Annotated in this window: 25 protein-coding genes, 1 tRNA gene and 1 pseudogene; 17 read left to right on the top strand and 10 right to left on the bottom strand. The window is 65.4% G+C overall.

The annotated features are described in order from the left end of the window. Positions 1–612: 612 nt before the first annotated feature. The 4 genes from QX048_RS27180 to QX048_RS27165 form a co-directional block, all read right to left on the bottom strand. Positions 613–888: a hypothetical protein gene (locus QX048_RS27180; RefSeq protein ID WP_315826754.1), complete on the bottom strand. Its 276-nt coding sequence runs from the start codon at positions 886–888 to the stop codon at positions 613–615. A gap of 55 nt (positions 889–943) precedes the next feature. Beyond that, a complete protein-coding gene (locus QX048_RS27175) occupies positions 944–1,267 on the bottom strand; it encodes a hypothetical protein (RefSeq protein WP_315826755.1) in 324 nt (107 codons plus the stop codon). Positions 1,268–1,391: 124 nt separating this feature from the next. Continuing rightward, positions 1,392–3,953: a polynucleotide kinase-phosphatase gene (locus tag QX048_RS27170; RefSeq protein ID WP_315826756.1), complete on the bottom strand. Its 2,562-nt coding sequence runs from the start codon at positions 3,951–3,953 to the stop codon at positions 1,392–1,394. Positions 3,954–3,961: 8 nt separating this feature from the next. Continuing rightward, positions 3,962–5,341 (bottom strand): 3' terminal RNA ribose 2'-O-methyltransferase Hen1, encoded by a 1,380-nt coding sequence (locus tag QX048_RS27165; RefSeq protein WP_315826757.1) that lies wholly within the window; start codon positions 5,339–5,341, stop codon positions 3,962–3,964. Positions 5,342–5,536: 195 nt separating this feature from the next. Between QX048_RS27165 and QX048_RS27160 the strand changes: the two genes are divergently transcribed. Beyond that, the gene (locus QX048_RS27160) at positions 5,537–6,517 is read left to right on the top strand and encodes a glycerophosphodiester phosphodiesterase family protein (protein ID WP_315826758.1); all 981 of its coding nucleotides are present in this window, start codon (positions 5,537–5,539) and stop codon (positions 6,515–6,517) included. Between the two features lie 83 nt (positions 6,518–6,600). Here QX048_RS27160 and QX048_RS27155 read toward each other — a convergent pair whose 3' ends face one another. Both QX048_RS27155 and QX048_RS27150 read right to left on the bottom strand, forming a co-directional pair. Then, positions 6,601–7,941, bottom strand: a complete 1,341-nt coding sequence (locus QX048_RS27155; protein ID WP_315826759.1) for a TROVE domain-containing protein — start codon at positions 7,939–7,941, stop codon at positions 6,601–6,603. Positions 7,942–8,117: 176 nt separating this feature from the next. After that, a tRNA-OTHER gene (locus QX048_RS27150) sits at positions 8,118–8,192 on the bottom strand. 1,143 nt (positions 8,193–9,335) lie between these two features. On the opposite strand from QX048_RS27150, the gene QX048_RS27145 reads away from it, so the two are divergent. Together QX048_RS27145 and QX048_RS27140 are read left to right on the top strand one after the other, a co-directional pair. Then, positions 9,336–10,415 carry an Acg family FMN-binding oxidoreductase gene (locus QX048_RS27145; protein ID WP_315749886.1) on the top strand — a complete coding sequence of 360 codons (1,080 nt, stop codon included), beginning with the start codon at positions 9,336–9,338 and terminating at the stop codon, positions 10,413–10,415. Between the two features lie 79 nt (positions 10,416–10,494). After that, entirely contained in the window at positions 10,495–10,722 is a 228-nt protein-coding gene (locus QX048_RS27140; RefSeq protein ID WP_315712510.1) for a hypothetical protein, read from the top strand. A gap of 2 nt (positions 10,723–10,724) precedes the next feature. Here QX048_RS27140 and QX048_RS27135 read toward each other — a convergent pair whose 3' ends face one another. Continuing rightward, positions 10,725–11,099, bottom strand: a complete 375-nt coding sequence (locus tag QX048_RS27135) for a hypothetical protein (RefSeq protein WP_316200748.1) — start codon at positions 11,097–11,099, stop codon at positions 10,725–10,727. A 124-nt stretch (positions 11,100–11,223) separates the two neighbouring features. On the opposite strand from QX048_RS27135, the gene QX048_RS27130 reads away from it, so the two are divergent. Both QX048_RS27130 and QX048_RS27125 read left to right on the top strand, forming a co-directional pair. Beyond that, positions 11,224–11,928 carry a glutathione S-transferase family protein gene (locus tag QX048_RS27130; RefSeq protein ID WP_315749889.1) on the top strand — a complete coding sequence of 235 codons (705 nt, stop codon included), beginning with the start codon at positions 11,224–11,226 and terminating at the stop codon, positions 11,926–11,928. After that, positions 11,925–12,896 (top strand): oxygenase MpaB family protein, encoded by a 972-nt coding sequence (locus QX048_RS27125; RefSeq protein WP_315826761.1) that lies wholly within the window; start codon positions 11,925–11,927, stop codon positions 12,894–12,896. Before QX048_RS27130 ends, QX048_RS27125 begins: the two co-directional genes overlap by 4 nt. Positions 12,897–12,926: 30 nt before the next feature. On the opposite strand, the gene QX048_RS27120 is transcribed toward QX048_RS27125, so the two are convergent. Together QX048_RS27120 and QX048_RS27115 are read right to left on the bottom strand one after the other, a co-directional pair. Further along, positions 12,927–13,331, bottom strand: coding sequence for a hypothetical protein (locus QX048_RS27120; protein WP_316159441.1), 405 nt, complete (start codon positions 13,329–13,331; stop codon positions 12,927–12,929). Then, positions 13,328–14,956 carry a tyrosinase family protein gene (locus QX048_RS27115; protein ID WP_315826763.1) on the bottom strand — a complete coding sequence of 543 codons (1,629 nt, stop codon included), beginning with the start codon at positions 14,954–14,956 and terminating at the stop codon, positions 13,328–13,330. Before QX048_RS27115 ends, QX048_RS27120 begins: the two co-directional genes overlap by 4 nt. A gap of 107 nt (positions 14,957–15,063) precedes the next feature. On the opposite strand from QX048_RS27115, the gene QX048_RS27110 reads away from it, so the two are divergent. Then, positions 15,064–15,657: a histidine phosphatase family protein gene (locus QX048_RS27110; protein WP_315712502.1), complete on the top strand. Its 594-nt coding sequence runs from the start codon at positions 15,064–15,066 to the stop codon at positions 15,655–15,657. After that, positions 15,654–16,006, top strand: a pseudogene (locus QX048_RS27105) (helicase-related protein); the annotation flags it as partial. The gene QX048_RS27110 and the pseudogene QX048_RS27105, both read left to right, overlap by 4 nt. 46 nt (positions 16,007–16,052) lie before the next feature. On the opposite strand, the gene QX048_RS27100 reads toward QX048_RS27105, so the two are convergent. Beyond that, positions 16,053–16,247, bottom strand: a complete 195-nt coding sequence (locus tag QX048_RS27100) for a hypothetical protein (protein ID WP_315712501.1) — start codon at positions 16,245–16,247, stop codon at positions 16,053–16,055. Between the two features lie 218 nt (positions 16,248–16,465). On the opposite strand from QX048_RS27100, the gene QX048_RS27095 reads away from it, so the two are divergent. From QX048_RS27095 to QX048_RS27050, 10 genes are all read left to right on the top strand, one after another. Then, positions 16,466–16,822, top strand: a complete 357-nt coding sequence (locus tag QX048_RS27095) for an ArsC family reductase (protein ID WP_315826764.1) — start codon at positions 16,466–16,468, stop codon at positions 16,820–16,822. 275 nt (positions 16,823–17,097) lie between these two features. Continuing rightward, positions 17,098–17,853, top strand: coding sequence for an ABC transporter ATP-binding protein (locus QX048_RS27090; protein WP_315712499.1), 756 nt, complete (start codon positions 17,098–17,100; stop codon positions 17,851–17,853). Beyond that, entirely contained in the window at positions 17,846–18,592 is a 747-nt protein-coding gene (locus tag QX048_RS27085; protein WP_315712498.1) for an ABC transporter ATP-binding protein, read from the top strand. Before QX048_RS27090 ends, QX048_RS27085 begins: the two co-directional genes overlap by 8 nt. A gap of 115 nt (positions 18,593–18,707) precedes the next feature. After that, entirely contained in the window at positions 18,708–19,931 is a 1,224-nt protein-coding gene (locus QX048_RS27080) for an ABC transporter substrate-binding protein (RefSeq protein ID WP_315712497.1), read from the top strand. Positions 19,932–20,010: 79 nt separating this feature from the next. After that, positions 20,011–20,874: a branched-chain amino acid ABC transporter permease gene (locus QX048_RS27075; RefSeq protein WP_315712496.1), complete on the top strand. Its 864-nt coding sequence runs from the start codon at positions 20,011–20,013 to the stop codon at positions 20,872–20,874. A gap of 1 nt (position 20,875) precedes the next feature. Next, entirely contained in the window at positions 20,876–21,844 is a 969-nt protein-coding gene (locus QX048_RS27070) for a branched-chain amino acid ABC transporter permease (RefSeq protein ID WP_315712495.1), read from the top strand. A 143-nt stretch (positions 21,845–21,987) separates the two neighbouring features. Next, positions 21,988–22,632 (top strand): DUF47 domain-containing protein, encoded by a 645-nt coding sequence (locus QX048_RS27065; protein WP_315712494.1) that lies wholly within the window; start codon positions 21,988–21,990, stop codon positions 22,630–22,632. 14 nt (positions 22,633–22,646) lie between these two features. After that, positions 22,647–23,654, top strand: a complete 1,008-nt coding sequence (locus tag QX048_RS27060; protein ID WP_315712493.1) for an anion permease — start codon at positions 22,647–22,649, stop codon at positions 23,652–23,654. Between the two features lie 140 nt (positions 23,655–23,794). Further along, positions 23,795–25,414, top strand: a complete 1,620-nt coding sequence (locus tag QX048_RS27055; protein WP_315749901.1) for a peptide chain release factor 3 — start codon at positions 23,795–23,797, stop codon at positions 25,412–25,414. A gap of 211 nt (positions 25,415–25,625) precedes the next feature. Then, a complete protein-coding gene (locus QX048_RS27050; protein ID WP_316200749.1) occupies positions 25,626–26,201 on the top strand; it encodes a GDSL-type esterase/lipase family protein in 576 nt (191 codons plus the stop codon). The last annotated feature ends 32 nt before the right edge of the window (positions 26,202–26,233 follow it).

The following is a 26,233-nucleotide window of genomic DNA, read 5'->3' as shown; positions in this document are numbered from 1 at the left end:
CTTGCCCCGCGTTGACCGTTTCTTTCGAATGCCCATCGCAACCTCCTCATCGAGTGTTGCGACGACCAATTGAATCCACCTCCCGGCCTTCCCTGCGCAACGGTTGGACGGCTTATACGTGCTCTCCTCGGGGACCGGGCTTTGTTGCCCCCGTCGCCGGCCGATCATCATCTCAGCCGGCTTGACCTCGGCATCGGGAGGCCGGGACCACACGATTTCGCCGGCGCATCCTGCCGTTCGTCCGCACGGCAAGGCCATGCTGCGGCAGAGCTGCGCCCATCGCATCCCGCCTCCACGTTCGTGACGATCGCGAAGCGCCCCTCATGGCGAGGCGGGACGGGCGGAGTATTTCACAGAATTCGGAAAAACGAAAGCGAAATTTTCGTGGACCCGGCGTGCGAACCGCGATCGCATTGCAAGGGCTGGTGAAACGAGTGTTTCGCCGCGCGCCTTTTCCCGCCCGCGGTGCGCTGCCCTCAGGTCGCGGCCACGGCCGCGGTGGCGGCGATGACGATGGCGAGTTGCACGGACGTCCTCATTCAAGCCTCCTTGGGAGTGGTGTAGGCACGGTGGCGGGGTAGCGTGTGTCGTGCGTCCGTTCGTTGCGCAGGATCAAGCCGAAGGGGGAGTCCATGGCCGCGTGGGACTGGTCTGGTGCGTCGCTGGATGGGGAACTCGAAGCTGGCTGGCATGGACAGTGCGGACCAGGGTGAGTTCATCGCGCAGGCCCGCTTCATCTTGAAACGCGGCTTGGGGGAAAATGCTGATCCAGGCATCGGCGGGCGAGCCACGCACATAGGCCGGAACGACGCCGAGAGACTTGAGCGCCTCGATGACCGCGTGAGGTGCGGCGTCACGAATGTGCAGGTTGGTGATGAACGACCCCATGGCTTCCTTCCGCAGTTCGGTTGCTCAAAGTCACGTTTTGGCTTGAGAGCGCCCGTCACTGGGTGCCGCAACCCGGAGCGTAGGCACCATGGGCGGCTGTGATACTCTCGCAGATGACGTCGACATATTCGTCATAGAACATGATGCGAAAATGTCGGCAGCGGGCCAGATGCCGCTGGGCGAAGCTCAGCAGCCAGTCCGACTTTCCCAGGTCCACCACGGCGGCTTGATCGATCGCGGGCCCCCAACTGACTATTTCGCGGGAATAGTCATGGACTTCCTCTGGCGTGACTTGGTGCACTTGAGCCTTGTGAAGAATCAAGTGTCGCATATCGTCTTCGGAAGCCCAGTCCGGGTTCAGATAATCGAGGGCGATCAAGTTCGATTCATGGCCAAAAAAGTGCCCTCGTCGCAGCTCTGGTCCGCGTCCGTCAGCCCATATCCAATCACGCAAGACCGGTTTGTACATCGCAGAAGATCGGCTTTGTTGGTTCTTGAGCGGCTCACAGCCGCGGATCGATCGGCTCGCTCTCCAGCGCCAATACGCCGAACACGCATTCGTGCACGCGGCGCAGCGGCTCGCGGGCGACGAAGCGGGTCAGCGCCTCATGGCCGAGCGCGAACTCGCGCAAAGCGAGGTTGCGCTTGCCGTCGAGCTTGCGCTGGCGCAGCCTGATGATGTGCTCCGGCGCATCATATTCCGGGCCGTAGATGATGCGCAAATATTCTGGGCCGCGTACTTTCAGCGCCGGCTGGATCAGCCCCTTCGGTCCGCGCGCGACGAAGTTCTTGGGCTTCACCACCATGCCTTCGCCGCCGCCGGCCGTGAGTTGCTCCCACCATGCGATGGCGTCGGCGATGGCCGTTTCGTCAGCCAGAGCCACGGTGCGCCACTGCGTGCGGGTGACCACAGATGCTGACGCGGCGGCCAGCCGATCGGCGAGCGTCATGTGCCAGACATGGTCCTGATCGAACCAGACCTGGCCCTCGCTGGCGAGCAGGTGAAAAGGCGCGACCTTGAGATCGTCGATACCGCGAACCGGCCAGACATAGGGTGCCCATGCCTCGCCATATCGCCGCGCCCGCGTCACCCGATCGCGGAGGCGATCGCCGAGTGCCACGACATCAAGACCGCGCGCGGCGCCGCGCGCCAACGCGTCTGCCGCCGCTTCGAGCCCTGCGACCGATGACGCCGCGACCGGCGCATACTGACTCTCGATCAGGCTGCCGGCCTTCGCCGACCACGGCATGATCTCCGCATCGATCAGCAGCCAGTCGGTTTGCAGCTCCTGCCACAGGCCGGCGCTGTCGACAGCATCGCGCAGCCGTGCCAGCAGCGACTCGCTCATTGTGGGGTCGTTGAAGAACGCGCGGCCGGTGCGGGTCCAGATCGCGCCGCTCTCGCCGCCCGCGACGCCGAAGCGGGCCCTGGCGATATCGGCGCTCCTGCACAGCGCGATGACGGCGCGCGAGCCCATGTGCTTCTCCTCGCACACCACCTGCTCGACGCCGCGGGCGCGGAAATGCGCGAACGCTTCCTCAGGGCGCTCCAGCCAGCCGTCGCGCGCGCTGGTCTCCGATGGCGACATGGTCGGTGGCAGATAGACCAGCCACTGCGGCGCGAGCGCGAAACGGCTCATCACCTCCAGCGCAGCGGCCGCGTTCTCCTCGGCTACGACCATGCGGCCGCGCAGCCTGGTGTCGATCCATCGGCGCCCGCTCACGTCATCGATATCGAGCAGCTGATCCGCCTCGGCCTGCGCGGAGGCGCTGCCGGCGCGAGGCGCGAGCGGACGCACCGGCTCGCACCAGACGCGCTCAGCCTCGACCTCGACGAGCTCACGCTCCGGCCAGCGCAGCGCCGTCAGCCGGCCGCCGAACACGCAACCGGTGTCGATGCACAGCGTGTTGTTGACCCATTCGGCATTGAGCACGGGCGTGTGACCGTAGACCACGGTGGTGGGTCCGCGATAGTTCGCGGCCCAGTCCGCGCGCACAGGAAGGCCGAACTCGTCGATCTCGCCGGTGGTTTCGCCATACAGCGCGAACTCGCGCACCGCGCCGGAGCCGCGGCCGATCATCTCCTCCTTCAGCCCGGCATGCGCCACCGCGAGCCGGCCGCCATCGAGCCAGACATGGCTGCGCAGGCTGTCGAGGAAGCCGGGCAGGCTGTCGCGGAAGCTTCGATCCTCGCCGGTGAGCTGGTCGATCGTGGCCTGCAGGCCGTGCGCGATCGTGACCTTGCGGCCGGCGAGCCAGCGTCCGAACTTGCGGTCATGGTTGCCCTGCACGGCATAGGCAGTGCCTGCCGAGACCATGCCCATGACGATGCGCAGCACGTCCGGCGATTGCGGGCCGCGGTCGACGAGATCGCCGACGAACACGAGCTTGCGGCCTGCGGGCGGCGTGACGCTGACGGCGCGCCGGCCGTCGTCATCGCGCCATCTGACCTGATAGCCGAGCTTCGCCAGCAGCGCCTGCAACTCATCAGCGCAGCCATGGACGTCACCGATGATGTCGAACGGCCCTCGATCGTGCCGCTTGTCCGTCCACAGCGGCTGCCGCGCGATGGTGGCGGCCTCGATGCGCGCGACGCTGTCGAGCTTCCACACCTGACGAAAGCCTTCGCGCTGCAGGCCACCGAAGCCACGGCGGACCTCCGAGACCATGCGCTGCACGACCGGGCCGCCGAAGCTGCGCTCAGGCCGCGACTTGTTTCTGTCGATGCAGACGTCGATGCCGGGATCGAACACGATCGCGACCGGCAGCGCATGCCATTTTCGCGCCAGCTCGACCCAGCCCTTGCGGTCGGCGGGGCGCACATTGGTGGCGTCGATCACCGCGAGCCGGCGGTGCTTCAGCCGCTTGCCGGCAATTTCGCGGACGATGTCGAACGCGTCGGCGGAGACGCCCTGGTCGGTCTCGTCGTCGGCGACGAGCGCGCGGCAATGATCCGAGGAGATCACCTCGGTCGGCAGGAAATGCTTCGCAGCAAAGGTCGACTTGCCGGAGCCGGTCGAGCCGATCAGCACGATCAGCGCGAAATCGGGGATGTCGATATTCATGGAATTGCTCAGCGGGTGAAGACGGCCATTTGCGTCGGCGCGCCATGGCTCTCGTCGTGATGGCCGATGCCGGAGAAGGCGGCCTGATAGTTGAAGGTTGCGCAGATCCGCTGCGCCCAGTCGGCAAACTCGGCGCGCGACCATTCGAAGCGATGGTCGCGGTGGCGGAACTGCCCGGCGGGCAGGCTCGGAAACAGTGCGTTGTATTCGGCGTTCGGCGTGGTCACGATCACCGCCCGTGGCCGCGCTGCGCCGAACACCACGTGCTCGAGCATCGGCAGCCGGTCGGGATCGAGGTGCTCGATCACCTCGACCAGTGCCGCCGCATCGGCCTCGGCCCAGCGCGCATCGCGATAGGTGAGCGAACCGTGCAACAGCAAGACGCGACCCTCGGGCGGCGCGCCGGGCGCGCCCAGCTTCAGCCGCTTGGCCGCGCGCTCCAGTTCGCGGGCGGCGGGATCGAGCCCGATCAGCCTGTCGACCCAGCGCTCGCGGACCAGAAGTTGCAGCAGCCTGCCTTCGCCGCAGCCGAGGTCGGCGACAATTTTGGCGCCGCTCGCCCGCAACGCCTCGACCACGGCGGCCATGCGCAGGTCGTTGAGGCGGGTCGGCGCCTCCAGCGTCTCTTCTGACTCGCTGCGCGCATCGGGCTCGATGGCCTCGTCCTGCGTCTCCGGCGCGAGCCGGGCCAACGCCGCGCGCGCGAGCACGCCGCGGTGGCGCAGATAGCGGCGCACGATCAGCTCCTTGGCGGGATGGGCGTCGAGCCAGCCTTCGCCGCGTTTGAGCAGCTTGTCGATCTCCTCGTCGCCGACCCAATAATGCTTGGCGTCGTCCATGACGGGGATCAGCACGTAGAGATGATTGAGGAGCGCGCTGAGCCGCGCGGTGCCGCGCAAGGTGAGCCGGACGTAGCGGCTCGACGGATCGCCTTGCGGTCCCGGGATCGCGGTGAGATCGACCTGCCAGCCGAGCGGCTCGAACAAATGCCGCAGCACGGCTTCGCCGCCGCGCAGGGGCAGGGGTGTCACAACCGCTTCGAGTGCAATGGCGCTGTCGGCGAGCTCCTGGCGCGCGCTGCTGACGCCGTTCATCGCGGTCCGGAACGCCTTGTTCAGCGCGACCGACAGGAACGACGACGCGGCATAGGGCCTGTCGTTGACATATTGGTCGAGCAGCCCGTCGCTCTGGCCTTTGCCGCGGACGAGGCCGATCGGGTCGACGTCGAGCACCAGCGCCGCCTCGCAGCGGCTCTCGCTGGCCTCGGGATAGAAGATCAGCGCCTTGCCATAGGTGAGCTCGAGCTCGTGCAGCCGCTCCGGATGCTTGTTGAGCAGGTAGCCGAGATCGGTGGCAGGCTGATGGGTGGTGGCGATGGACAGAAACATGAGGTCAGATACCGGATGAAGAAACAGCGATCCAGTGCTTCGAAGCCAAAGTTTGGCGGTGGCCCTTCTCGCATTCGCTTTCGCATCGGCTCTGGGAGCGCTGGACAAAAGGTGCGCCATCTCCGCAGGATAACTCTTTCGGGTAACGAGGGCAGGGACGCAATTCGGCTCGAATCATCATGAAATTGACATCGCATGAGCAGAGTCCTGAAAATCGCCGGGCTGCTGGTGCTGATCTGCGCCGGCTTCATGTTCTTCAACAACGCCAATCTGCAGGTGACAAAGGAGGCTGGGCGGCTGCATCTCCTGGCTCATCGAGGTGTGTCCCAGCAGTTCGATCGCACCGGCCTGACGAGCGAAACCTGCACCGCGGCGCGGATGCTGCCGCCGACGCATGAGTATCTCGAGAACACCATCGCCTCGATGCGCGCCAGCTTTCTGGCCGGCGCCGATATCGTGGAATTCGACGTGCACCCAACCACCGATGGCCAGTTCGCGGTGTTCCATGACTGGACGCTCGACTGTCGCACCGATGGCAAGGGCGTCACGCGCGAGCATGCGATGACGGCGTTGCGGCAGCTCGACATCGGTTATGGCTACACTGCCGATGGCGGCCGCACCTTTCCATTCCGCGGCAAGGGCGTCGGCCTGATGCCGTCGCTGGACGAGGTGCTCGCAGCCTTTCCGGACAAGGCTTTCCTGATCAACGTCAAGAGCAATGATCCGGCGGAAGGCCGACTGCTGGCGGATGCTCTGGCGCGCTTGCCTGGCGCGCGACGGGCGCGACTGACGGTCTATGGCGGCGACGCGCCGATCGCGACGCTCAGGGCGTCTCTGCCGGATCTCAAGGTCATGTCGCGCGGCATGCTGAAGAGCTGCCTGGTCCGCTATCTCGGCTATGGCTGGACCGGCCTGGTGCCGTCCGCGTGCCACAACATGATGGTGCTGGTCCCGATCAATGTCGCGCCGTGGCTGTGGGGCTGGCCGGACCGATTCCTCGCGCGCATGACGCGCGCCGAAAGCAGCGTCTTCGTCGTCGGCTCCTATAGTGGTGAGGCGTTCTCGGCCGGGCTGGACACACCGGACGACATCGCCAGGTTGCCCAAGAACTTTACCGGCGGCGTCATGACCGACGAGATCGAAACCGTGGCGCCGCTGCTGAAGCAGACGCCTTGAAGCAAGCAGCGCACGTCGGCGCCGAATGTGCCTGGTTAACGGAAGACCCGGGCGCGTCCGTGACGCGTCCGGGTCCGTTGTCGTCAGTGCAGGGTCGCGCCGCGCAGAGTCTCCTCATGCGCCGCGATCCAGGCGATCACGGCCTCGGAGAAGCCGTCGACCCGCGTCCAGGGTCCGTAGCCGACCCCGTGCTGGTACGACGCCACGTTGACCATGGTCCCGCGCGCCTTGGGCGCCGGCACCGCATCGTGACTCTGCTCGTCGGTGAAGACGATCAGGCGGTCTCCCTTGCGGTCGACCTCGCCCACCGCACGCCCGAGATAGGTCCCGGAATGCGGCTGCGATCCGAGGATCGCGTCGCGCAGCGCAAAGCCACGCCGCGGCGGCACCTTCACGACCTTGTCGCTGAACGTGAAGATCTCCACCTCGTCGCAGACCTCGCGGGCCAGGATCGCCAGCCCGCACGCCGCGTCCGCGCGCGTCATCTCCGACTTCGCCGACAGCGATGCGAACATCGAGCCGGAGACGTCGATCAGCAGCCGCGTGCGGCCCGGAAGCCGCGCGTAGCCCTTGATCGACCGGAGCATCGCGGCCTCGAGCTCGGGCTCGAAGTCCGGCGCGTGCCGGGCCGCCGTGATGAACCGATACGGCAGGATCCTGTCCGTCCGCATCGTCTCGATCGCGGCCGCGATAATCGACCGCGACACCCCGGCCTGTTGCATCAGGCGCAGGTTGCGCAGCAACGCCAGCGCTCCGAGCCGCTTCTCCGAGAGCAGCCGCTCGAAGCTCGCGCGCTTGTCCGCACCGGCCGAGAGCGCGACCTCCCAGGTGTCGGGTGACGGCAGCCCGCCATCGGCGAGCTGCTTCCACACCGCCTCCTGCGCGGCGTCCCTGGGCCGAGCGTGCACCAGGAACAGCACGTCGCGAAGCCGCACCGGTCCCTCGCGGTCATACTTCGCGAGCTGATAGGCGTCGAACTTGGCGAACGCCTTCGCCAGCCCCTTCTTGACCTGCGCCGAGACCGGCTGCCGCTTGCGCTGCTGCTGCGGACCCAGAGAATCCGCCCAGTAGATCGCCAGCAGCTCGGTCATCTCGTCCGGCCGCTGGATGATGCGCGACAGCGTCTCGGCGACCAGCGCACGGTGCGTGGGCAGCCGCGCCATCTCGCGGGCGACGAGCAGCGGCGCATGCCGCAGCTTCATCTCCTCGCGTGCACGGACCGCGAGCTGAGCCACCTCGCGCGGCTCGACCAGCGGCACCAGCGCCTTGATGCGCGCGGCGATCGCGATCCCGTCCTCGTAGAACTGGTCCTCCCACAGCAGGCAGCTCATCAGCGTGCGCTGCAGCGCCTGCTCGGGCGCGAGCTGCCGGGACGGCGCACCCTCATGGGTGAAGGCGCGCAGGAACTTGTTGAGCCTGACCATGATGGCCTCCTCTCTGGGTTGATGATGGATGGAATGGCCGGAGCACCGGCCGTCACGCATGATCTCGTCTCGGAGACCATGCGCGGCAGGGGACCGCGCGCCGGGAACGGGCGAATGCTGAGTTCCGCTCCACTGGCATGGAGCGGATAGTGCTCTGCCGCTGAGCTACCGGCGCATGGAACGCCGGATGGGAGTCGAACCCACGACCTCTCGATCCGCAATCGAAGTATCAGCACTCTTCACCACGGCGCGTGGAAGAAGGCGGCGCAGCAGGTAGCTGCGCCGTAACGACGTGACCGCCTGTTCGATGAGGGTCACCGGTTGAGATGGACCACGAGCCGGGAACAGGCGACGACTGAGACCCGGTCGCTGAGAGACCGGACAGCGCTCTGACCTCTGAGCTACCGGCAGGACACCGGGCGGGAGTCGAACCCGCGACCTCTGGCGTGCAAGGCGAAGTAACAGTCGTCTTCACCACGGCTCGTGGATACGTTCGGCGGGGAATAAGCGATGCTGTCGCTGCCCCAATGGGGCGCTCGGTTTCAACGAAGTAACAGACATCTTCACCACCGCCTTGGCCGCCCGGCGGTCACCGAGTGGCGTTGATGGCATGCTGGGGAACAGGCGGTCTCGGCGATCAATGACGCCAACGCAGGTCATCCGAAAGAAGAACAACCGCAACCCGCGACACGACGGCCCTCGCATGGCCGCCTCCACGGTACGTGACGCCATAGGCGGGATTCGAACCCGCATCACCAATGGCACGAAGGAGCCGACACCTTCACCACCAGCAGCTCCCGGCCGCAAGCGGCCGGGAATTCAAATAGCTTGTCTGCGGCGCTCTTCGGCGCCGCATGTTGCGAGCTCCTTGAAGCTCGCTCTGTCATCGGTGTCCGGCGTTGCCGCCTCGTTCCCTCCGACAGGCCCCGCGCGCTCGGGCCGCGCGCATTACCTGCGCGAGCCCCGGGATCCGGGTCTCCCGTTCCGGCTGACAGCCGGGACTTCCGTTGGTTTCGCCGTGCAGCCGGTTCGCCTGAGGGCAACAAAAAACCCTCCGGAGCGGCTGGCTCGGGAGGGTCCGTGTGATGCGGACTGTCGATCTTGCCTCAAGCAAGATCGCTCCCCCGAGCATGGCGTGCGCCATCCACCGGCATGACGCCGTTGGACGTGCGGATGAAGTGTTCGTAGCCGAAGGACATCGTCTCGCTCATGTTTGTCGCGGGCGCAGTCGCTCGCGAGGCCGCGGGACATACGCCGCTTTGTTGGTGCTGTCAACAGCATGGAGTCGATGTTCTTGCCGGCTGCCGCGGCCTTGATCTGCAACAACGCGCCGATGCGGAACATGCTTATCGTGAGGATATCGAGGTCGCGGCGAGAATTGCGGGCGCAGAGTCATGAACCGACGGCAGGTCCTGATAGGAGGCGGCAGCGCGCTTGCGGTGGCCGCGCTCGGCGCCGGCACCTGGCGCGCCGCGACCGGCACGATGCGCGCGTATGACGACTATATCGCCCGGTTGCGCGCACCGCTGTCGCCCGAGATCACCGATGTCATCCGTTACGCGACACTCGCAGCCAACAGTCACAACACGCAGCCATGGCGCTTTCGCGTGACGCAGGATGCGATCGAGATCATGCCCGATCCGTCACGCCGCACGCCGGTGGTCGATCCGGACGACCATCATCTGTTCGTCAGCCTGGGCTGCGCGGCCGCCAATCTCGCGATCGCGGCGGCTGCAAGCGGCCGAAGAGGCGAGGTTGCCATCGACGGGCAGACGGTGCGCTACAGCTTTATGAACGCCGAGCCGCATGACGATCCGCTATTGCCTGCGATCGTCCGCAGACAGTCGACACGTGCCGACTACGACGGACGCGCCGTGCCGTCAGGCGATCTTGCGGCGTTGCAGGTGGCAGCAGCCACGCGAGGCGTCGATCTCATACTCATTACGGATCGTACTGTGATTGCGGCCATCCGCGACCTCGTCGTCGCCGGCAACGACGCCCAGATGCGCGACGTCGCGTTCATGCGCGAGCTGAAGTCCTGGCTGCGCTTCAATCCGCGCAGCGCGATGGCAACGGGTGACGGCCTGTTTGCACCCGCGAGCGGCAATCCGTCGTTGCCGACCGCGCTCGGCGGCATTGCGTTCGACCACCTCTTCGATGCGGCGGCAGAGAACGACAAATATGCGCGCCAGATCGGCTCATCTGCCGGTCTTGCCGTGTTCGCAGCCGAGAACGCCGATCCCTCGCACTGGATCAGGGTCGGGCAGGCGTGCCAGCGCTTTGCGCTCGAAGCGACGCGCCTAGGCCTCAAGCTCGCCTTCATCAACCAGCCGGTAGAGGTGGCTGCGCTGCGTCCCGAACTGGCGCGCGTGATCGGAACGACACGGCGGCCGGATCTCGTGTTGCGTTTCGGCTATGGTCCTACGCTGCCGTTCGCGCCGCGGCGGCCGGTCGCAGACGTGCTCGGTTCATGAGTCGTTCCTGTCAATCTTGACGGATTTGCGACTCGGTGCATTGCTTCGCTGCATGTTCGAGAACACCCGATTGGCACGTATGAGCGACGGGCATTATTGCCTGGTGCGCGACCTTGGCCTGGTCAAGGGCGGCAAGGGCATGCGCCATCACGAGGTGGTGGTGGATTTCAGCTATCGCGGCATGAAGCTGTTTGCCAGGCAGGGCGCGTCGTCGCTGATGCGCAGGGTCGCGGCGAAGCTCGCGCAGCATGATGCCACCTCGAAACTGCCGGCGCTGCTGCGCGTGCGCCTGCGCGAGCCGCAGTAGCGTCAGCGCTTCCGCCGAAGCTCACCGCGCTGCGGCGTAATCGGTCGTTTCGGGTCGTAGGGGCTGTCCGGATTGACGTCGAGGTCGACGTCGGCGACGCAGTGTTGCGGCTGGCGATGGCTGCCCCCGGAATGCCAGCGCCCCTGGCGCAGCTCGACCTCGCTGATGTCAGCGACATCGAAGCACTTCCATTGGCCGCCCGGCGGCAGGCCGCTGCTCGCGCCGCCCGCGAACTGGAACGCGAGCACGCGCTCGCGGCCGACGGTGTGGCCGAGGATGATCGGACAGATCGCGCGGGCGAAGCCGCCATACATGCACAGCACCTGCTGGCGCGTGATCATCGCCTGCATGATCAACTGGTAGGTCGGGCTCGGCATGCTGGCTTTCTGCACGATGCAGCAACATAAGACCGTCGGCCGCATGCGGTTCCGCATCGAACCTTGCAGCGGCGGCTCACGGGCTTAGATTGAGGCCTCAGCGACAAAGCGAGCAAGAGCCACGATGTCCGATCTCTCCAGCTTTCCGATCACCACGCGCTGGCCGGCGCAGCATCCCGACCGCATCCAGCTCTATTCACTGCCGACCCCGAACGGGGTGAAGGTCTCGATCATGCTGGAGGAGACCGGCCTGGCCTACGAGCCGCACACGATCGATTTCGGCAAGGACGACCAGAAGACCCCTGAATTCCTCTCGCTCAATCCGAACGGCAAGATTCCCGCGATCATCGATCCCGACGGTCCCGGCGGCCAGCCGCTCGGCCTGTTCGAATCCGGCGCGATCCTGCAGTACCTTGCCGAGAAGACCGGAAAATTCCTGCCGAACGATCCGGCGCGGCGCTGGCAGACGATCCAGTGGGTGCATTTCCAGATGGGCGGCATCGGTCCCATGTTCGGGCAGCTCGGCTTCTTCCACAAATTCGCCGGCCGCGAGTACGAGGACAAGCGGCCGTTGCAGCGCTATGTCGCGGAGAGCAGGCGGCTGCTCGGCGTGCTCGAGGCGCGGCTCGATGGCCGGCAGTGGATCATGGACGCCGACTACACGATTGCCGACATCGCGACGCTCGGCTGGGTGCGCAACCTGATCGGGTTCTACGGCGCGCGCGACATCGTCGCCTTTGATGAGCTGAAGCACGTGCCGGCCTGGCTCGAACGCGGGCTGGCGCGACCGGCGGTACAGCGCGGGCTGGAGATCCCGCAGCGGCCGTGATCGTCAGCGATGCCGATTTCGAACGGTGCTTGGCCGAGGTGCTGTCCACGCCGGGCGATGCCGTGCTGCCGTCCGACAGCGTGATGTGGCGCGTGCATCGCGAGGCCGCGCTGTTTCTCGGCGCTGGCCGCGCGCTGCTTTTGCAACTCGCCCATCCCTGGGTGGCGGCGGGCATTGCCGAGCAGTCCAAGGTGTTCGCCGACCCGCTCGGCCGTTTCCACCGCACCTTCAGCATCGTCTACACCATGGTGTTCGGTACGCGCGCGCAGGCGGTCGCGGTGGCGCGGCGGCTGTACCGGCGGCACGCCGCGGTCGACGGCGTGATGCCGGAGACGGTCGGACCGTTTACGGCCGGCTCGCGCTATCGCGCCAATGACGTCGACGCGCTGCGCTGGGTCCATGCCACCCTGGTCGAGACTGCGATGATGTCCTACGGCCTGCTGTGCCGGCCGCTCGACGATGCCGAGCGCGAGCAATATTGGCGCGAGGCGACGCGGTTCGCGGGCCTGTTCGGAATTCCACACGAGGCCATGCCGCCGGACTGGGCGTCGTTCAAGGCCTATACGGCCGAGATGATGGCGTCGGAGACGCTCACGGTCGGCCCGGCGGCGCGCGAGATCGCGCAGCGTATCTTCTCCGGCGAGGCGACCCTTATCGGACCGCCGCGCTGGTTCACGGCGTTGACGGCCGAGATGCTGCCGGAGCGGCTGCGGCTTGCGTTCGCGCTGCCCTATGGCGAGCGCGAACGCCGCAGCGCGGCGCGCGCCAGGCGGTTTCTGCCGCGCGCCTATGCGATGCTGCCGGAGAGATTGCGTACCGTCGGCCCCTATCAGGAGGCGATGGCGCGCATCGAGGGGACGACGTGTCCGCCGTTCACGCGGCTGCTCAACCGCGTCTGGATCGGACAGCCCAGCATGGCGAGCCCGTTCGAGCAGCGCGCAGAACGTGCGCGGAGCGGGACGGTCTGAGTCCGGCGCGCTTGCGGCGCAGACGACGGATCATGGCCGGGGAGCAAGCTTGAGCGTGATGCCGCGAACCTCCTGCGGCGTCGGCGCGCGGCTGCCGCCGGGTTGGCTGATGCTGAGACGGATCGACAGGCGTCCACTCTTGATCGCCTCCTTCGGCACCGGAAGCGCGTAGGTGCCGGCCTCCGCACCAGTGCGAAGGCCGAATGGCGAGATGGTCCCGAGCGGCATCCCGGACGCCGTCGTCACCGTCACCTCCTGGCCTCGCCCCAGTGCGCCCAGGCTGATCTCAACGAGGGCAGCCTCGCTCGCATCCAATGGCCGCGGCACGACCAGATCGACGGCTCTGAACGGCTCCGCGGCCAAGGACGAGGCCGGCCGCAGCACGGCACAGAGCAGCACGGCGCAGCTCCGCAGCGCGGCGCGCCTGCCGTTCATCGGCGCAGCGGTCCGACCGAGAGCGCCTTCAGTGTCGGCGCGGTGCCGACGCCGCCCGAGGGCACGACGCGGATGCTCAGCGGCTGGTTGGGCGCGGCCCGCAGGGCGGAGAAGGCCTCCTGCCTCGTCGGCAGCGGCACCGCGAAACTCGCATCCGTGGTCATGGCCATGCCCGGCATCATCGATCCGAAAAAGGCGATGGTGCCTGCATAATACGGGCTGTCAGCCGTGACCTTGCTGACGTTGGCGGGCGCGTTGACCAGGACGTCGAATTCGCGCACGGTCGAATAGCCGCTCGGGCGAGGCAGCGTGATCTGCGCCATCAGCGGCTGCGGCCGCGCTGCCGCCAGATGCGCTTCGAGCGCATCGCCAGGGATCCTCACCGTGCCCACATTGGCCTTGACCGAGCCCTGCTGCGGCTTGGCCTGCGGCGCCGCGGCGACCGCGGGCGGATTGACGATGTCCTCGCCGAAGCCTGGCGCATAGTCGTAGTCGAAGCGGTCGGTCGAGATGTAGTCGCCGGCCTTGCTGGGGCCGACATAGCCGCCCTTGCCGTCGGCATAGAACAGGAAGGGCTCGTCGGAGAACGTCTTCAGGTCGGCGCCCTGCGGCAGATAGGGCAGCTTGAGCCGCTGCTGCTTGCGCGTCCAGACATCCCAGAGCCGGTCCATGTTCGAATGGTGCAGGAAGAAGATCGGATCGACCGGCGACAGGAAGTTGGTCATGTTGCCGTAGGGGCCGGGATCGAGCGGGCCGACGCCGCCGATGTAGTTGTGGACCTTGTTGTGCGGCAGGCCTTCCAGGGTCGAGAACTTGGTCGCGCCATTCGGCTGGGTGTTGTGCGAGGCGGTCTTCGAGCTGCTGAAGCTCAGATAGTTGTCGGGGTTGTAGAAGTCAGTCGGCAGCAGGCCCGCCATGATCACGAAGGGCGAGACGTCGTAGGTGGTCTTGGCGTCGAGCTTCGGATTGTCGCGTGACAGATAGCGTGAGGCGCAGGTGGTCGCGAAGGCCTCATTGCCGGAGATGCCGGCATTGGCGGACGGCGAGAAGCCGGTGACGTCGTTCCAGAGATCGTCGATCGACTTGTAGCCGCGGATCTCGAGCTGGCCGCGCTGATCTTTCGACAGGCTGTTCCAGTAATCCGTCAGCGCCGGCTTGATGAACGAGGTGAAGACCGCGAGATTCCCGGTGAACGGCTGATACGCCCGGTCGGTCGGTGTCAGTACGGCGTCGAACATGCCGGCGGGAATCTCCGGCAGCTCGGTCCAGTCCCAATAGGGCAGCGCGAAATTGTCGTCGCCACTGAGGGCGCGGATCGATTGCTCGAAATAGCCGAGATAGCCGCGATGCCAGACATAGAACCACCAATTGCCGTGCGGGCAGTCCATCAGGTGGATGAACGCGTTGCGGAACCAGTTCTGCGGATGGTTTGCGGGGAGCTGGAGCATGGCGGCGACGCCTTTGGCGTAGCTCGCCAGCATCTTCTGGCCTTCCGCACTGGTGACGCTGTAGCGGCGATATTTCGCGGCGGCGCGGCTCGGCCTCGGCAAGATGACGGTGGAGGCTGCCGCCATCGCGGCCGTCGCCAGGAATGTCCGGCGGGTCTGTCGCAATCCCATGCTCATCTGAAATGAATCCTGGTTGGAAAAGCGCCATGATGCGGTCTCGCGATTGCAATCTCAAGTAGCAAATGCGTGTGATGGATGTATGATGCCACCTGAGAGGTTTGCCGATGAACGCGCTGACGCTGCTGATCATCCGCCATGCCGAGAAGCCCGACGGCGACGCGACAGGCCCGGGCCTGACCCACGAGGGCCAGCCGGACTCGAAGTCGCTGGTGATCTTCGGCTGGGAGCGGGCAGGGGCCTGGACGGCGCTGTTCGGCAGCGGACTGGGCGGCACGGATTACCCGACACCGCAGGCGGTCTATGCCGCCGATCCCGACAGCGCCGAGGACGGCTCCGACCCGAGCCGCCGGCCCTATGAGACGGTGCTCGATTTGGCTGCGCGCGTCGGCCTCGACAAGCCGAACACGTCCTTTGCGAAGGGGCAGGAGGCGGCGCTGGTCGAAGCCCTGCTACCGCTGTCCGGCACCGTCCTGGTGGCGTGGGAGCACAAGGCGATCATCTCCGACATCCTGCCGCGGCTGCCGGTGAGCAATGAAAGCCAGTTACCGACCCACTGGTCCGGCAAACGCTTCGATGTCGTGCTGCGGTTCGATCGCGCCGACGGCGGGGCGGAATTCACGTTCGGCGAACTCTATCCCTGCCTGATGCCGGGGGATTCCGACAAGCCGCTGAAGAGCGATCCGATGGACGGGGGCTGACAGGCGATATGCGCGATCGCAAGCGTGCGATCACGGCGTTCCAGAAGGGCGACAGCCCGGCATTCCTGACCAGCCTCAAGGCCGGCGGCGTCGGGCTGAACCTGAAGGCGGCCGACACCGTCATCATCTACGACCCCTGGTGGAATCCGCAGTGGAGGCGCAGGCGAACGATCGAGCCCACCGCATCGGCCAGGACAAGACGGTCTTCGTCCATCGGCTGGTCACCGCCGGGACGATCGAGGAGAAGATCGGTGAGCGCAAGCAGGCGCTGGCCGATTCACTGTTCGATCGCGAGGGCAATGTCGGCAAGGCGCTGACGGAGGAGGATATCGCCGCGCTGCTGTCCTGACGGCGTGTGGAGATGCGTTGCGCGTGGCATCCGTTATTTTGTGCGGTCACGCCAGCGCGATGCGCTCGCGCGTCTCCTCGACCCAGGCATGGGCGGCGAACCATTCATGGTAGATGCGGCAGTGCGGGCAGTATGCGCGCGAGAAGAACACGGGCATGCGCTGAAAGCGCGCGGCGTCCATTTCCATCCCTGTCTCGATGCTGCGGCCGGTCTGCGGACAACGGACCATGATCTTGCCCATTCGCGGTCTCCTGTTCGTGGGCCAGATACGCCGGGGATGCGAAGAAAATGTAATGCTCAGCCGACAGTTTCGTGGCAAAGGTCGGAGTGAATTCCGACCGGGGAACGCGCGGCGTCGCTGCATCAAAAGCGGGTGAATCCCGCTGCAAAATGCACGGTCGATTGTCGCAACGCGGGACATCCGCCGCGGTCGGACACGATTGTTTGAGGACGCGTGGCATGAGCATCACGATCTACGGAATCAAGAACTGCGACACGATGAAGAAGGCGCGCGCCTGGCTCGACGATCACGGCGTCGCTTACGAATTCCACGACTACAAGACCGCCGGAATCGACAAGGCTAAACTCAAGGCATGGAGCGACGAGCTCGGCTGGGAGGTGCTGCTCAATCGCGCCGGGACGACCTTCAAGAAGTTGCCCGACGCCGACAAGAACGGACTCACCGAGAGCAAGGCGATCGCGCTCATGCTGGCGCAGCCTTCGATGATCAAACGCCCGGTGCTCGATCTCGGCGGCCGCCGCGTGGTGGGTTTCAAGCCGGATCTCTACGCAAAGGACGTGAAGGCTGCGACGTAGTTGGAGCCGCGATCGCCGCGCGCGTGCAGGAAAATGCCGGTGGTATGATTTTCTATGTCAGCGGGAAATACCGGCCGATTTCAACGCAAGGTCCGCCGGCCGCCTTGCGACGTCGTTGCCCAGCTTTCCGCCTTGCCTAACTCCCTCGATTGACGGCATATTCCGGCGCGAAGCGGTCGCGGGTGGCGACGAGGAATCGTCCAGCCGTCCGGCAGAGCCGCCGTACAGGAAGAAGCGAGGGCCAGGCGCTGACGGCGCCGGCTTGGGGGGAATCTTTGGCTGACGAGTTCATTCTCGAGACCCACGGATTGACGAAGGAATTCGCGGGATTTTTTGCCGTTCGCGATGTTTCGCTCAAGATCCGCCGGGGCACCATTCACGCGCTGATCGGCCCGAACGGGGCCGGCAAGACCACGTGCTTCAACCTGCTGACGAAGTTCCTGACGCCGTCGGCCGGCAAGATTCTCTATAAGGGTCAGGATATTACGGCGACGGCGCCGGCCGACGTGGCACGGCTCGGCCTGGTCCGCTCGTTCCAGATCTCGGCGGTGTTTCCGCATATGACGGCGCTGGAGAACGTCCGCGTCGCCCTGCAGCGGCAGCATGGCTCGTCGTTCGACTTCTGGCGCTCCAAGAGCGTTCTGAACCGCTTCAACAGCCGGGCGCTCGAGCTGCTCGACGACGTCGGCCTCAGCGAGTTCGCCAATATTCCGGCAGTCGAAATGCCCTATGGGCGCAAGCGCGCGCTGGAGATCGCGACCACGCTGGCGCTCGATCCGGAGATGATGCTGCTGGACGAGCCGATGGCCGGCATGGGCCACGAGGACATCGACAAGATCGCCGCGCTGATCAAGCGCATCTCCGCCAAATACACGATCCTGATGGTCGAGCATAATCTCAGCGTCGTCGCCAACCTCTCCGACACCATCACCGTGCTGACGCGCGGGCAGGTGCTGACGGAAGGGCCGTATTCTGAGCTCTCCAAGGATGAGCGCGTCAAGGAAGCCTATCTGGGAGCCGGACATGCCTGAGGTGATGACGGCCACGAAGCCAGGGCAGGCGGCTGCGACCAGCACCATTCTCGACGTCAACAACCTCGAGAGCTGGTACGGCGAGTCCCACATTCTCCACGGCATGAACTTCAACGTGAATGCCGGCGAGGTCGTCACCCTGCTCGGGCGCAACGGCGCCGGCAAGACCACGACCCTGAAATCGATCATGGGGATCATCGGCAAGCGCACCGGCTCGGTTCAGTTCAACGGCCAGCAGCTGATCCGCATGACCTCCGACAAGATCGCGCGGCTCGGCATCGCGCTGTGCCCGGAGGAGCGCGGCATCTTCGCGAGCCTCGATGTCCGCGAGAACCTGCTGCTGCCGCCGGTTGTGCGGCCGGGCGGCCTGACGCTCGACCAGATCTTCGAGCTGTTTCCGAATCTGAAGGAGCGGCTGAAGAGCCAGGGCACCAAGCTTTCCGGCGGCGAGCAGCAGATGCTGGCGATCGCGCGCATCCTGCGCACCGGTGCCAGCTTCCTGATGCTGGACGAGCCGACCGAGGGTCTCGCGCCCGTCATCATCCAGCAGATCGGCCACACCATCGCGCGGCTGAAGAAGGAAGGCTTCACGATTCTCCTCGTCGAGCAGAACTTCCGTTTCGCCTCGACGGTCGCTGATCGCTACTACGTCGTCGAGCACGGCAAGGTCATCGACGGCTTCGCCAATGCCGATCTGTCGGCCAACATGGACAAGCTGCATACTTATCTCGGCGTCTGACCAGCGCCAGCGGCGCTGACCTGGCAGTTCCTTCCGCGGTTTTCTCGCGGTTTTCTTGGTAGAATCTCTTGGCAGTTCTCTTGGCAGTTTTCTTGGAAAGTTCTGGAAGTTGGAAATGAAGAGCAAATTCATCGCGTCGCTGCTGCTGGGAACGGCACTCACTCTCGCCGCTGGCAGCGTCGCTTCGGCCGGCGACAAGACCGTCAAGATCGGCGCGCTGTCCGATCAGTCGGGTCTTTATGCCGATCTCGGCGGTCCCGGCTCGACACTCGCAGCGCAGATGGCGATCGAGGATTCCGGCCTCACCGCGAAGGGCTGGAAGATCGACGTCATCTCCGGCGATCACCAGAACAAGCCGGATATTGGCACCTCGATCGCGCGCCAGTGGTTCGACGTCGACAAGGTCGACGTCATCGTCGACGTGCCGAACTCGGGCGTGGCGCTGGCGGTGAACAACGTCGTCAAGGAAAAGAACGGCGTCTACATCAATTCGGGCGCTGCGACCTCGGATCTCACCAACGCGCAGTGCTCGCCCAACACGGTGCACTGGACCTACGACACCTACATGCTCGCGCACACCACCGGCCAGGCGCTGGTCAAGGCGGGCGGCTCGACCTGGTTCTTCCTGACGGCAGACTACGCCTTCGGCGCCGCGCTGGAGCGCGACACCACGGCGGTCGTGACCGCCAATGGCGGCAAGGTGATCGGCGGCGTCAAGCATCCGCTCAACACCTCCGACTTCTCCTCCTTCCTGCTGCAGGCGCAGTCGTCGAACGCCAAGGTCATCGGCCTCGCCAATGCCGGCGGCGATACCACCAATACGATCAAGCAGGCGGCTGAGTTCGGCATCAATAAGGGCGGCCAGAAGCTTGCCGCGCTGCTGTTGTTCCTGACCGACGTCAAGTCGATCGGGCTCGACATCGCGCAGGGCCTCAACTTCACCGAGACCTTCTACTGGGACATGAACGACCAGACCCGCGTCTTCTCCGAGCGCTTCGCCAAGCGCATGAAGAACGGCGCGCCGCCGACCATGGTGCAGGCGGGCGTCTATGCCGGCTTGATGCATTACTTCAAGGCGCTGGAGGCGCTCGGCGAGAACCCGCATGACGGCGTCAAGATCGTCGACAAGATGAAGTCGATCCCGACCGACGATGCGCTGTTCGGCAAGGGCGAGATCCAGCCGAACGGCCGCACCATCCACACCGCCTATCTGTTCGAGGTCAAGAAGCCCTCGGAGTCCAAGGGCCCGTGGGATCTCTACAAGCTGGTCGGCTCGGTACCGGGCGACCAGGCCTTCACGCCGCTCGACAAGAGCGCGTGCGCCTTGTTGAAGAAATGAACCGCTGTGGCTCCGGCGGCTGAACGTCGCCGGGGCCGCCATCTTCTGGGAAACGCCGAGAGAAAACAGAAACAAGACGATGCAGGCCCTCTACGCACAGCTCCTGGTCGGACTGATCAACGGCTCGTTCTACGCGCTGCTCAGTCTCGGGCTTGCCGTCATCTTCGGCATGCTCAACATCATCAATTTCGCCCATGGCGCGCTCTACATGATGGGCGCGTTCTGCGCCTATTTTCTGCTGAACCTCGGCGGCATCAATTATTGGTGGGCGCTGCTCCTGGCGCCGATCATCGTCGGCATCTTCGGCATGGTCCTCGAGCGCACCATGCTGCAATGGATTGCCGGGCTCGACCATCTCTACGGACTGCTGCTGACGTTCGGATTGGCGCTGATCATCCAGGGCGTGTTCCAGAACTTCTTCGGCTCGTCCGGCCTGCCTTATGCGATCCCGGATCAGCTCCGCGGCGGCATGAACCTCGGCTTCATGTATCTGCCGGTCTATCGCGGCTGGGTCGTCATATTCTCCCTGGTCGTCTGTCTAGCGACCTGGTTCCTGATCGAGCGGACCCGGCTCGGCGCCTACCTGCGCGCCGCCACCGAGAATCCGACCTTGGTGCGGGCGTTCGGCATCAACGTGCCGCGCATGATCACGCTGACCTACGGCCTCGGCGTCGGGCTCGCGGCGCTGGCCGGCGTGTTGTCGGCGCCGATCAACCAGGTGCGGCCGCTGATGGGCGAGCACATCATCATCGTGGTGTTCGCGGTGGTCGTGATCGGCGGCATGGGTTCGATCATGGGCTCGATCATCACCGGCTTCCTGCTCGGCGTGATCGAGGGACTGACCAAATATTTCTATCCCGAGGCTTCCAACACCGTGGTCTTCGTTCTGATGGTCCTGGTGCTGCTGGTGAAGCCGACGGGTCTGACCGGACGGGCGGCCTGACATGACATCCATCACCGACGCAACCCTGCCGATCACCCCGCGCGCGATGCGCGATGAGATGATCGTGTTCGTCATCATGACAGCGCTGCTGGCGATCGTGCCGTGGACCGGGCTCTACCCGTTCTTCGTCATGCAGGCGCTGTGCTTCGCGCTGCTGGCCTGCGCCTTCAACCTCCTGATCGGCTATGGCGGCCTGCTGTCGTTCGGCCATGCGATGTTCCTGGGAACGGCCGGCTATTGCAGTGCCCACGCGCTGAAGGTGTGGGGGCTGCCGCCCGAGCTCGGCATCCTGACGGGCGTCGCCGGATCGTTCGTCCTGTCGGTGATCACCGGCTACATCTCGATCCGACGCCAGGGCATCTATTTCGCGATGATCACCCTGGCGCTGTCGCAGCTCCTGTACTTCATCTATCTGCAGGCGCCGTTCACCCATGGCGAGGACGGCATCCAGGGCATTCCGCAGGGCCGGATGTTCGGCATCCTCGACCTGTCCAAGCCGACGGTGCTCTATTACGTCGTGCTGGTCGGCTTCCTCGCCGGCTTCCTGCTGATCTTCCGCACCATCAACTCGCCGTTCGGCGAGGTGCTGAAATCGATCCGTGAGAACGAGCAGCGCGCGATCTCGCTGGGCTACAAGACCGACCATTACAAGCTGCTCGCCTTCATCCTGTCGGGGACGCTGGCGGGCCTCGCCGGTGCGCTGAAGGTGTTCGTCGCCCAGAATGCCTCGCTGACCGACGTCGAGGTCGGGATGTCCGGCCAGATCGTGCTCATGACCCTGGTCGGTGGGCTCGGCACCGTGTTCGGCCCCGTCGTCGGCGCGTTCGTGATCGTCGGCATGCAGCAATATCTGTCCGGGTTCGGCCAGTGGGTGACGGTGATCCAGGGCGTGATCTTCGTCGCCTGCGTGCTCACCTTCCGCCGCGGCGTCGTCGGGGAAATCGCCCATCTGTTCAAGCGATCCCTATAAGTCATTGATCTGAAAAGAGATCGTCGAAAGGGCAGAAAGCGGTGGATGATCCGGCCACCGCTTCTGCTGGTGCGCGATCCGGAGTATGACAGTTCTGTGACGGGCCGGCCCTGGCCCGTTTCGGAATGGATGGATCTCGTCCCATGCTGCACTGGTTTCGCGCCGTCCTCCCGCGGGAGGAGCGGTTTTTCGATTTGTTCGCCCGCCACAACAAGGTGGTGATTCAAGGCGCCCATGCGCTGCAGGACATGCTGCAGGGCGGCGACGACATCCTCAGGCATTGCCAGCGCGTCAGCCAGCTCGAGAACGAGGCCGACAACATCACCCGCGAAGTGCTGACCGCTGTCCGCCGCACTTTCATCACCCCATTCGACCGCGGCGACATCAAGAACCTGATCACCTCGATGGACGACGCCATCGACCAGATGCAGCAGACCGCCAAGGCCGTGGTGCTGTTCGAGGTCAAGGAGTTCGAGCCGACCATGCGCGAGATGGGCACCTTGCTGGTCGACTGCGCCAACCTGATCGGAAAGGCGTTGCCGCTGTTGCAGGCGATCGGTCAGAACGTGCCGATGATCACCGCGATCACCGAGGAGATGACCAAGCTCGAGGGACGGGTCGACGATCTCCACGACATCGGGCTGAAGGAGCTGTTCCTCAAGCACCGCAACGCCAACACGATGGATTTCATCGTCGGCGCCGAGATCTATGACCATCTGGAGAAGGTCGCCGACCGCTTCGACGACGTCGCCAACGAGATCAATTCGATCATGATCGAACAGGTCTAGGGTAGGGCCGCGCCGTGGACGCTCAACTCGGCCTTCCGATCCTGGTCGGCCTCATCGCCGTCGCACTCGCCTTCGATTTCCTCAACGGCCTGCACGACGCCGCCAACTCGATCGCGACCATCGTTTCGACCCGCGTGCTCCGGCCGCAATATGCGGTGTTCTGGGCCGCATTCTTCAACTTCGTGGCGTTCGGGGTGTTCGGCCTCCACGTCGCCCAGACCATCGGCACCGGCATCATCGATCCCGCCATCGTGGACGCGCAGGTGATCTTCGCTGCCCTGGTCGGCGCCATCGTCTGGAACCTGGTCACCTGGGCGGCCGGCATTCCGTCGTCGAGCTCGCATGCGCTGATCGGCGGGCTGGTCGGGGCAGGGGTCGCCAAGGCCGGCATCTCGGCCACCGTGTGGAGCGGCCTGTCCAAGACCGTGCTGGCGATCGTGCTGTCGCCGCTGGTCGGGCTGGTGCTGGCGATGATCCTGGTCGCGATCGTGTCCTGGGCCTCGGTGCGCTCGACGCCGTTCGCGGTCGACCGCGCCTTCCGCATCCTGCAATTCGCTTCGGCCTCGCTCTATTCGCTCGGCCATGGCGGCAACGACGCGCAGAAGACGATGGGCATCATCGCCGTGCTGTTGTACTCGCAGGGCCATCTCGGCGAGCAGTTCACGGTGCCGTTCTGGGTCGTGCTGTCGTGCCAGGCCGCGATGGCGCTGGGCACCCTGATGGGCGGCTGGCGCATCGTCCGCACCATGGGCCTGCGCATCACCAAGCTCAACCCGATGCAGGGCTTCTGCGCCGAGACCGGCGGCGCCATCACGCTGTTCCTGGCGACGTTCCTCGGCGTGCCGGTGTCGACCACCCACACCATCACCGGCGCCATCGTCGGCGTCGGCGCCGCTCGCCGTGCCTCGGCGGTGCGCTGGAACGTGGCCGGATCGATCGTCTATGCCTGGATCTTCACGATTCCGGCCTCGGCCATCGTCTCGGCGCTGACGTTCTGGCTGGTGTCGGTGCTCCGGCACTGATCCGGGGCGGGCGAGGGGGCAACTCGCCGGTTGGAGTTGCGGTGCAAAACGCCTATATGGAGGGCGCGCGGCGGCCGTGATCCCGCGCCTTTCCCATCAAATCGCCCGCTCTCTGGCCCCGAAACGACGTCCGCCGCCTCATGTCCGATACAAGTTTGACGACCGAACAGCCGTCCCGCTCCGCGCTCTCCGACGAGGTCGCGCGCCGGCGCACCTTCGCTATCATCTCGCACCCGGACGCCGGCAAGACGACGCTGACCGAGAAGCTGCTGCTGTTCGGCGGCGCCATCAACCTCGCCGGCCAGGTCAAGGCCAAGGGCGAGCGCCGCAACACCCGCTCGGACTGGATGAAGATCGAGCGCGAGCGCGGCATCTCCGTCGTGACCTCGGTGATGACCTTCGAGTTCGAAGGGCTCGTCTTCAACCTGCTGGACACGCCGGGCCACGAGGACTTTTCCGAAGACACCTATCGCACGCTGACCGCGGTCGACTCGGCCGTCATGGTGATCGACGCCGCCAAGGGCATCGAGGCGCGCACGCGCAAGCTGTTCGAGGTCTGCCGCCTCCGCGACATCCCGATCATCACCTTCATCAACAAGATGGACCGCGAGAGCCGCGACACCTTCGATCTGCTGGACGAGATCGAGAAGACGCTGGCGCTCGACACCACGCCGATGACCTGGCCCGTGGGCCGCGGCCGCGACTTCATCGGCACCTATGACATCCGCGACGGCGGCGTGCGCCTGCTCGAAGGCGGCGGCGCCAAGACCGGCGCGGCGCAGCAGATCGACATCGCCGAGCTCGGCAAGATCAACGCCAATCTCGACATGAGTCAGATCACCGACGAGCTGGAGCTGGTCAAGGAAGCCTGCAAGCCGTTCGACCTGGAGGCATTCCGCGAGGGCCACCTGACGCCGGTCTATTTCGGCAGCGCGCTGCGCAATTTCGGCGTCGGCGATCTGCTCGAAGGCCTCGGCCGCTACGCGCCGTCGCCGCGCGCGCAGGAGTCGAACCTGCGCAAGGTCGACGCCGCCGAGCCGCGCATGAGCGCCTTCGTGTTCAAGATCCAGGCGAATATGGACCCCAACCACCGCGACCGCATCGCGTTTGCACGGCTGTGCTCGGGCAAGCTCAACCGCGGCATGAAGGCGAAGCTGGTACGCACCGGCAAGACTATGCCGCTGTCGAGCCCGCAATTCTTCTTCGCCCAGGACCGCTCGGTCGCGGACGAAGCTTTCGCCGGCGACGTCGTCGGCATTCCCAACCATGGCAGCTTGCGCATTGGCGACACCCTGACCGAGGGCGAGGATCTCACCTTTGTCGGCGTGCCGAGCTTCGCCCCGGAAATCGTCCGCCGCGTCCGCCTCACCGATGCGATGAAGGCGAAGAAGCTGAAGGAAGCCTTGCAGCAGATGTCGGAGGAGGGCGTCGTGCAGGTGTTCCGCCCGCGTGACGGTGCGCCGGCGCTGGTCGGCGTGGTGGGACCGCTGCAGCTCGACGTGCTCAAGGCGCGGCTCGATGCCGAGTACTCGCTGCCGGTCGAATTCGAGATCTCCGAGTTCTCGCTGGCGCGCTGGATCTCGTGCGATGACAAGAAGAAGCTCGAGGCGTTCATCGCCGCCAACAATTCCGGCGTCGCCGACGACGTCGACGGCGATCCGGTGTTCCTGGCCAAGAACGAGTTCTATCTCGGCTACACCAAGGAACGCGCCGAAGGCATCGTGTTCTCCAACGTCAAGGACGTGAAGAAGAAGGCGTAGCCGCCCGACAATCTCTCGTCATTCCGGGGCATCGCGAAGCGATGAGCCCGGAATCCATTTTGCCTCTTGTACTGTCGCTCAATGGATTCCGGGCTCGCCCTGCGGGCGCCCCGGAATGACGCGTAGAGAGAAACAGGACTCTTCCACAGTCGACTTGGCGCATGCTGCGTGATGAGACCCGTAGCGCCGCGCGCTTTTCACCAGACGACTGGTGAGCTACGCTTCCTCTCACACCAAGCGGGGGGAAAAGAAAATGCCAGCGGGATCTTTGGGCCGCCTTGTCCGGCGCCAGATGGTGGCACTGTTAGCTGTGTGTGGCTTGGCGTTAGCGGCGATCGGAGCGGCAGACGCCGCCGAGGTGGTCGCGCTGGGCGCTAGCAACACCTATGGCAAGGGCGTCAATCGCGGCGAGGATTTTCCGGCCCAGCTCGAGGCCATGCTCCACGGCAAGGGCGTTCGGGTCAGCGTCGCCAACGCCGGCATCAACGGTGATACCACCGCCGGGATGCTGTCCCGCTTCGACAGCGCGGTCGATGGATCAACCCGCGTGCTGGTGCTGCAGCCCGGCGGCAACGACGCCCGCAAAGGGGTCGGCGACCAGCGCGCCAGCAGCATCAGCGCCATCATGGCCAAGGCCTCGCAGCGCCGCATCAAGGTCGTGATGGTCGAGAACGGCATGTTCCGTGGCCTGCCGCATCAGGTCGACGGTGTGCATCTGACCCCGGAGGGCTATCGCATGCTGGCCGCATCGCTGCTGCCCCGCGTGATGAGCGGCTTGCGGAAGTAGCTCGCCGCGAGGTCGTGAAGCGCGCCGCGCCG

Source organism: Bradyrhizobium sp. SZCCHNS30572 (assembly GCF_032484415.1).
GTDB lineage: Bacteria > Pseudomonadota > Alphaproteobacteria > Rhizobiales > Xanthobacteraceae > Bradyrhizobium.
Note: the sequence above shows the minus strand (reverse complement) of the source record. Positions and strands in the feature narration are given on the sequence as shown.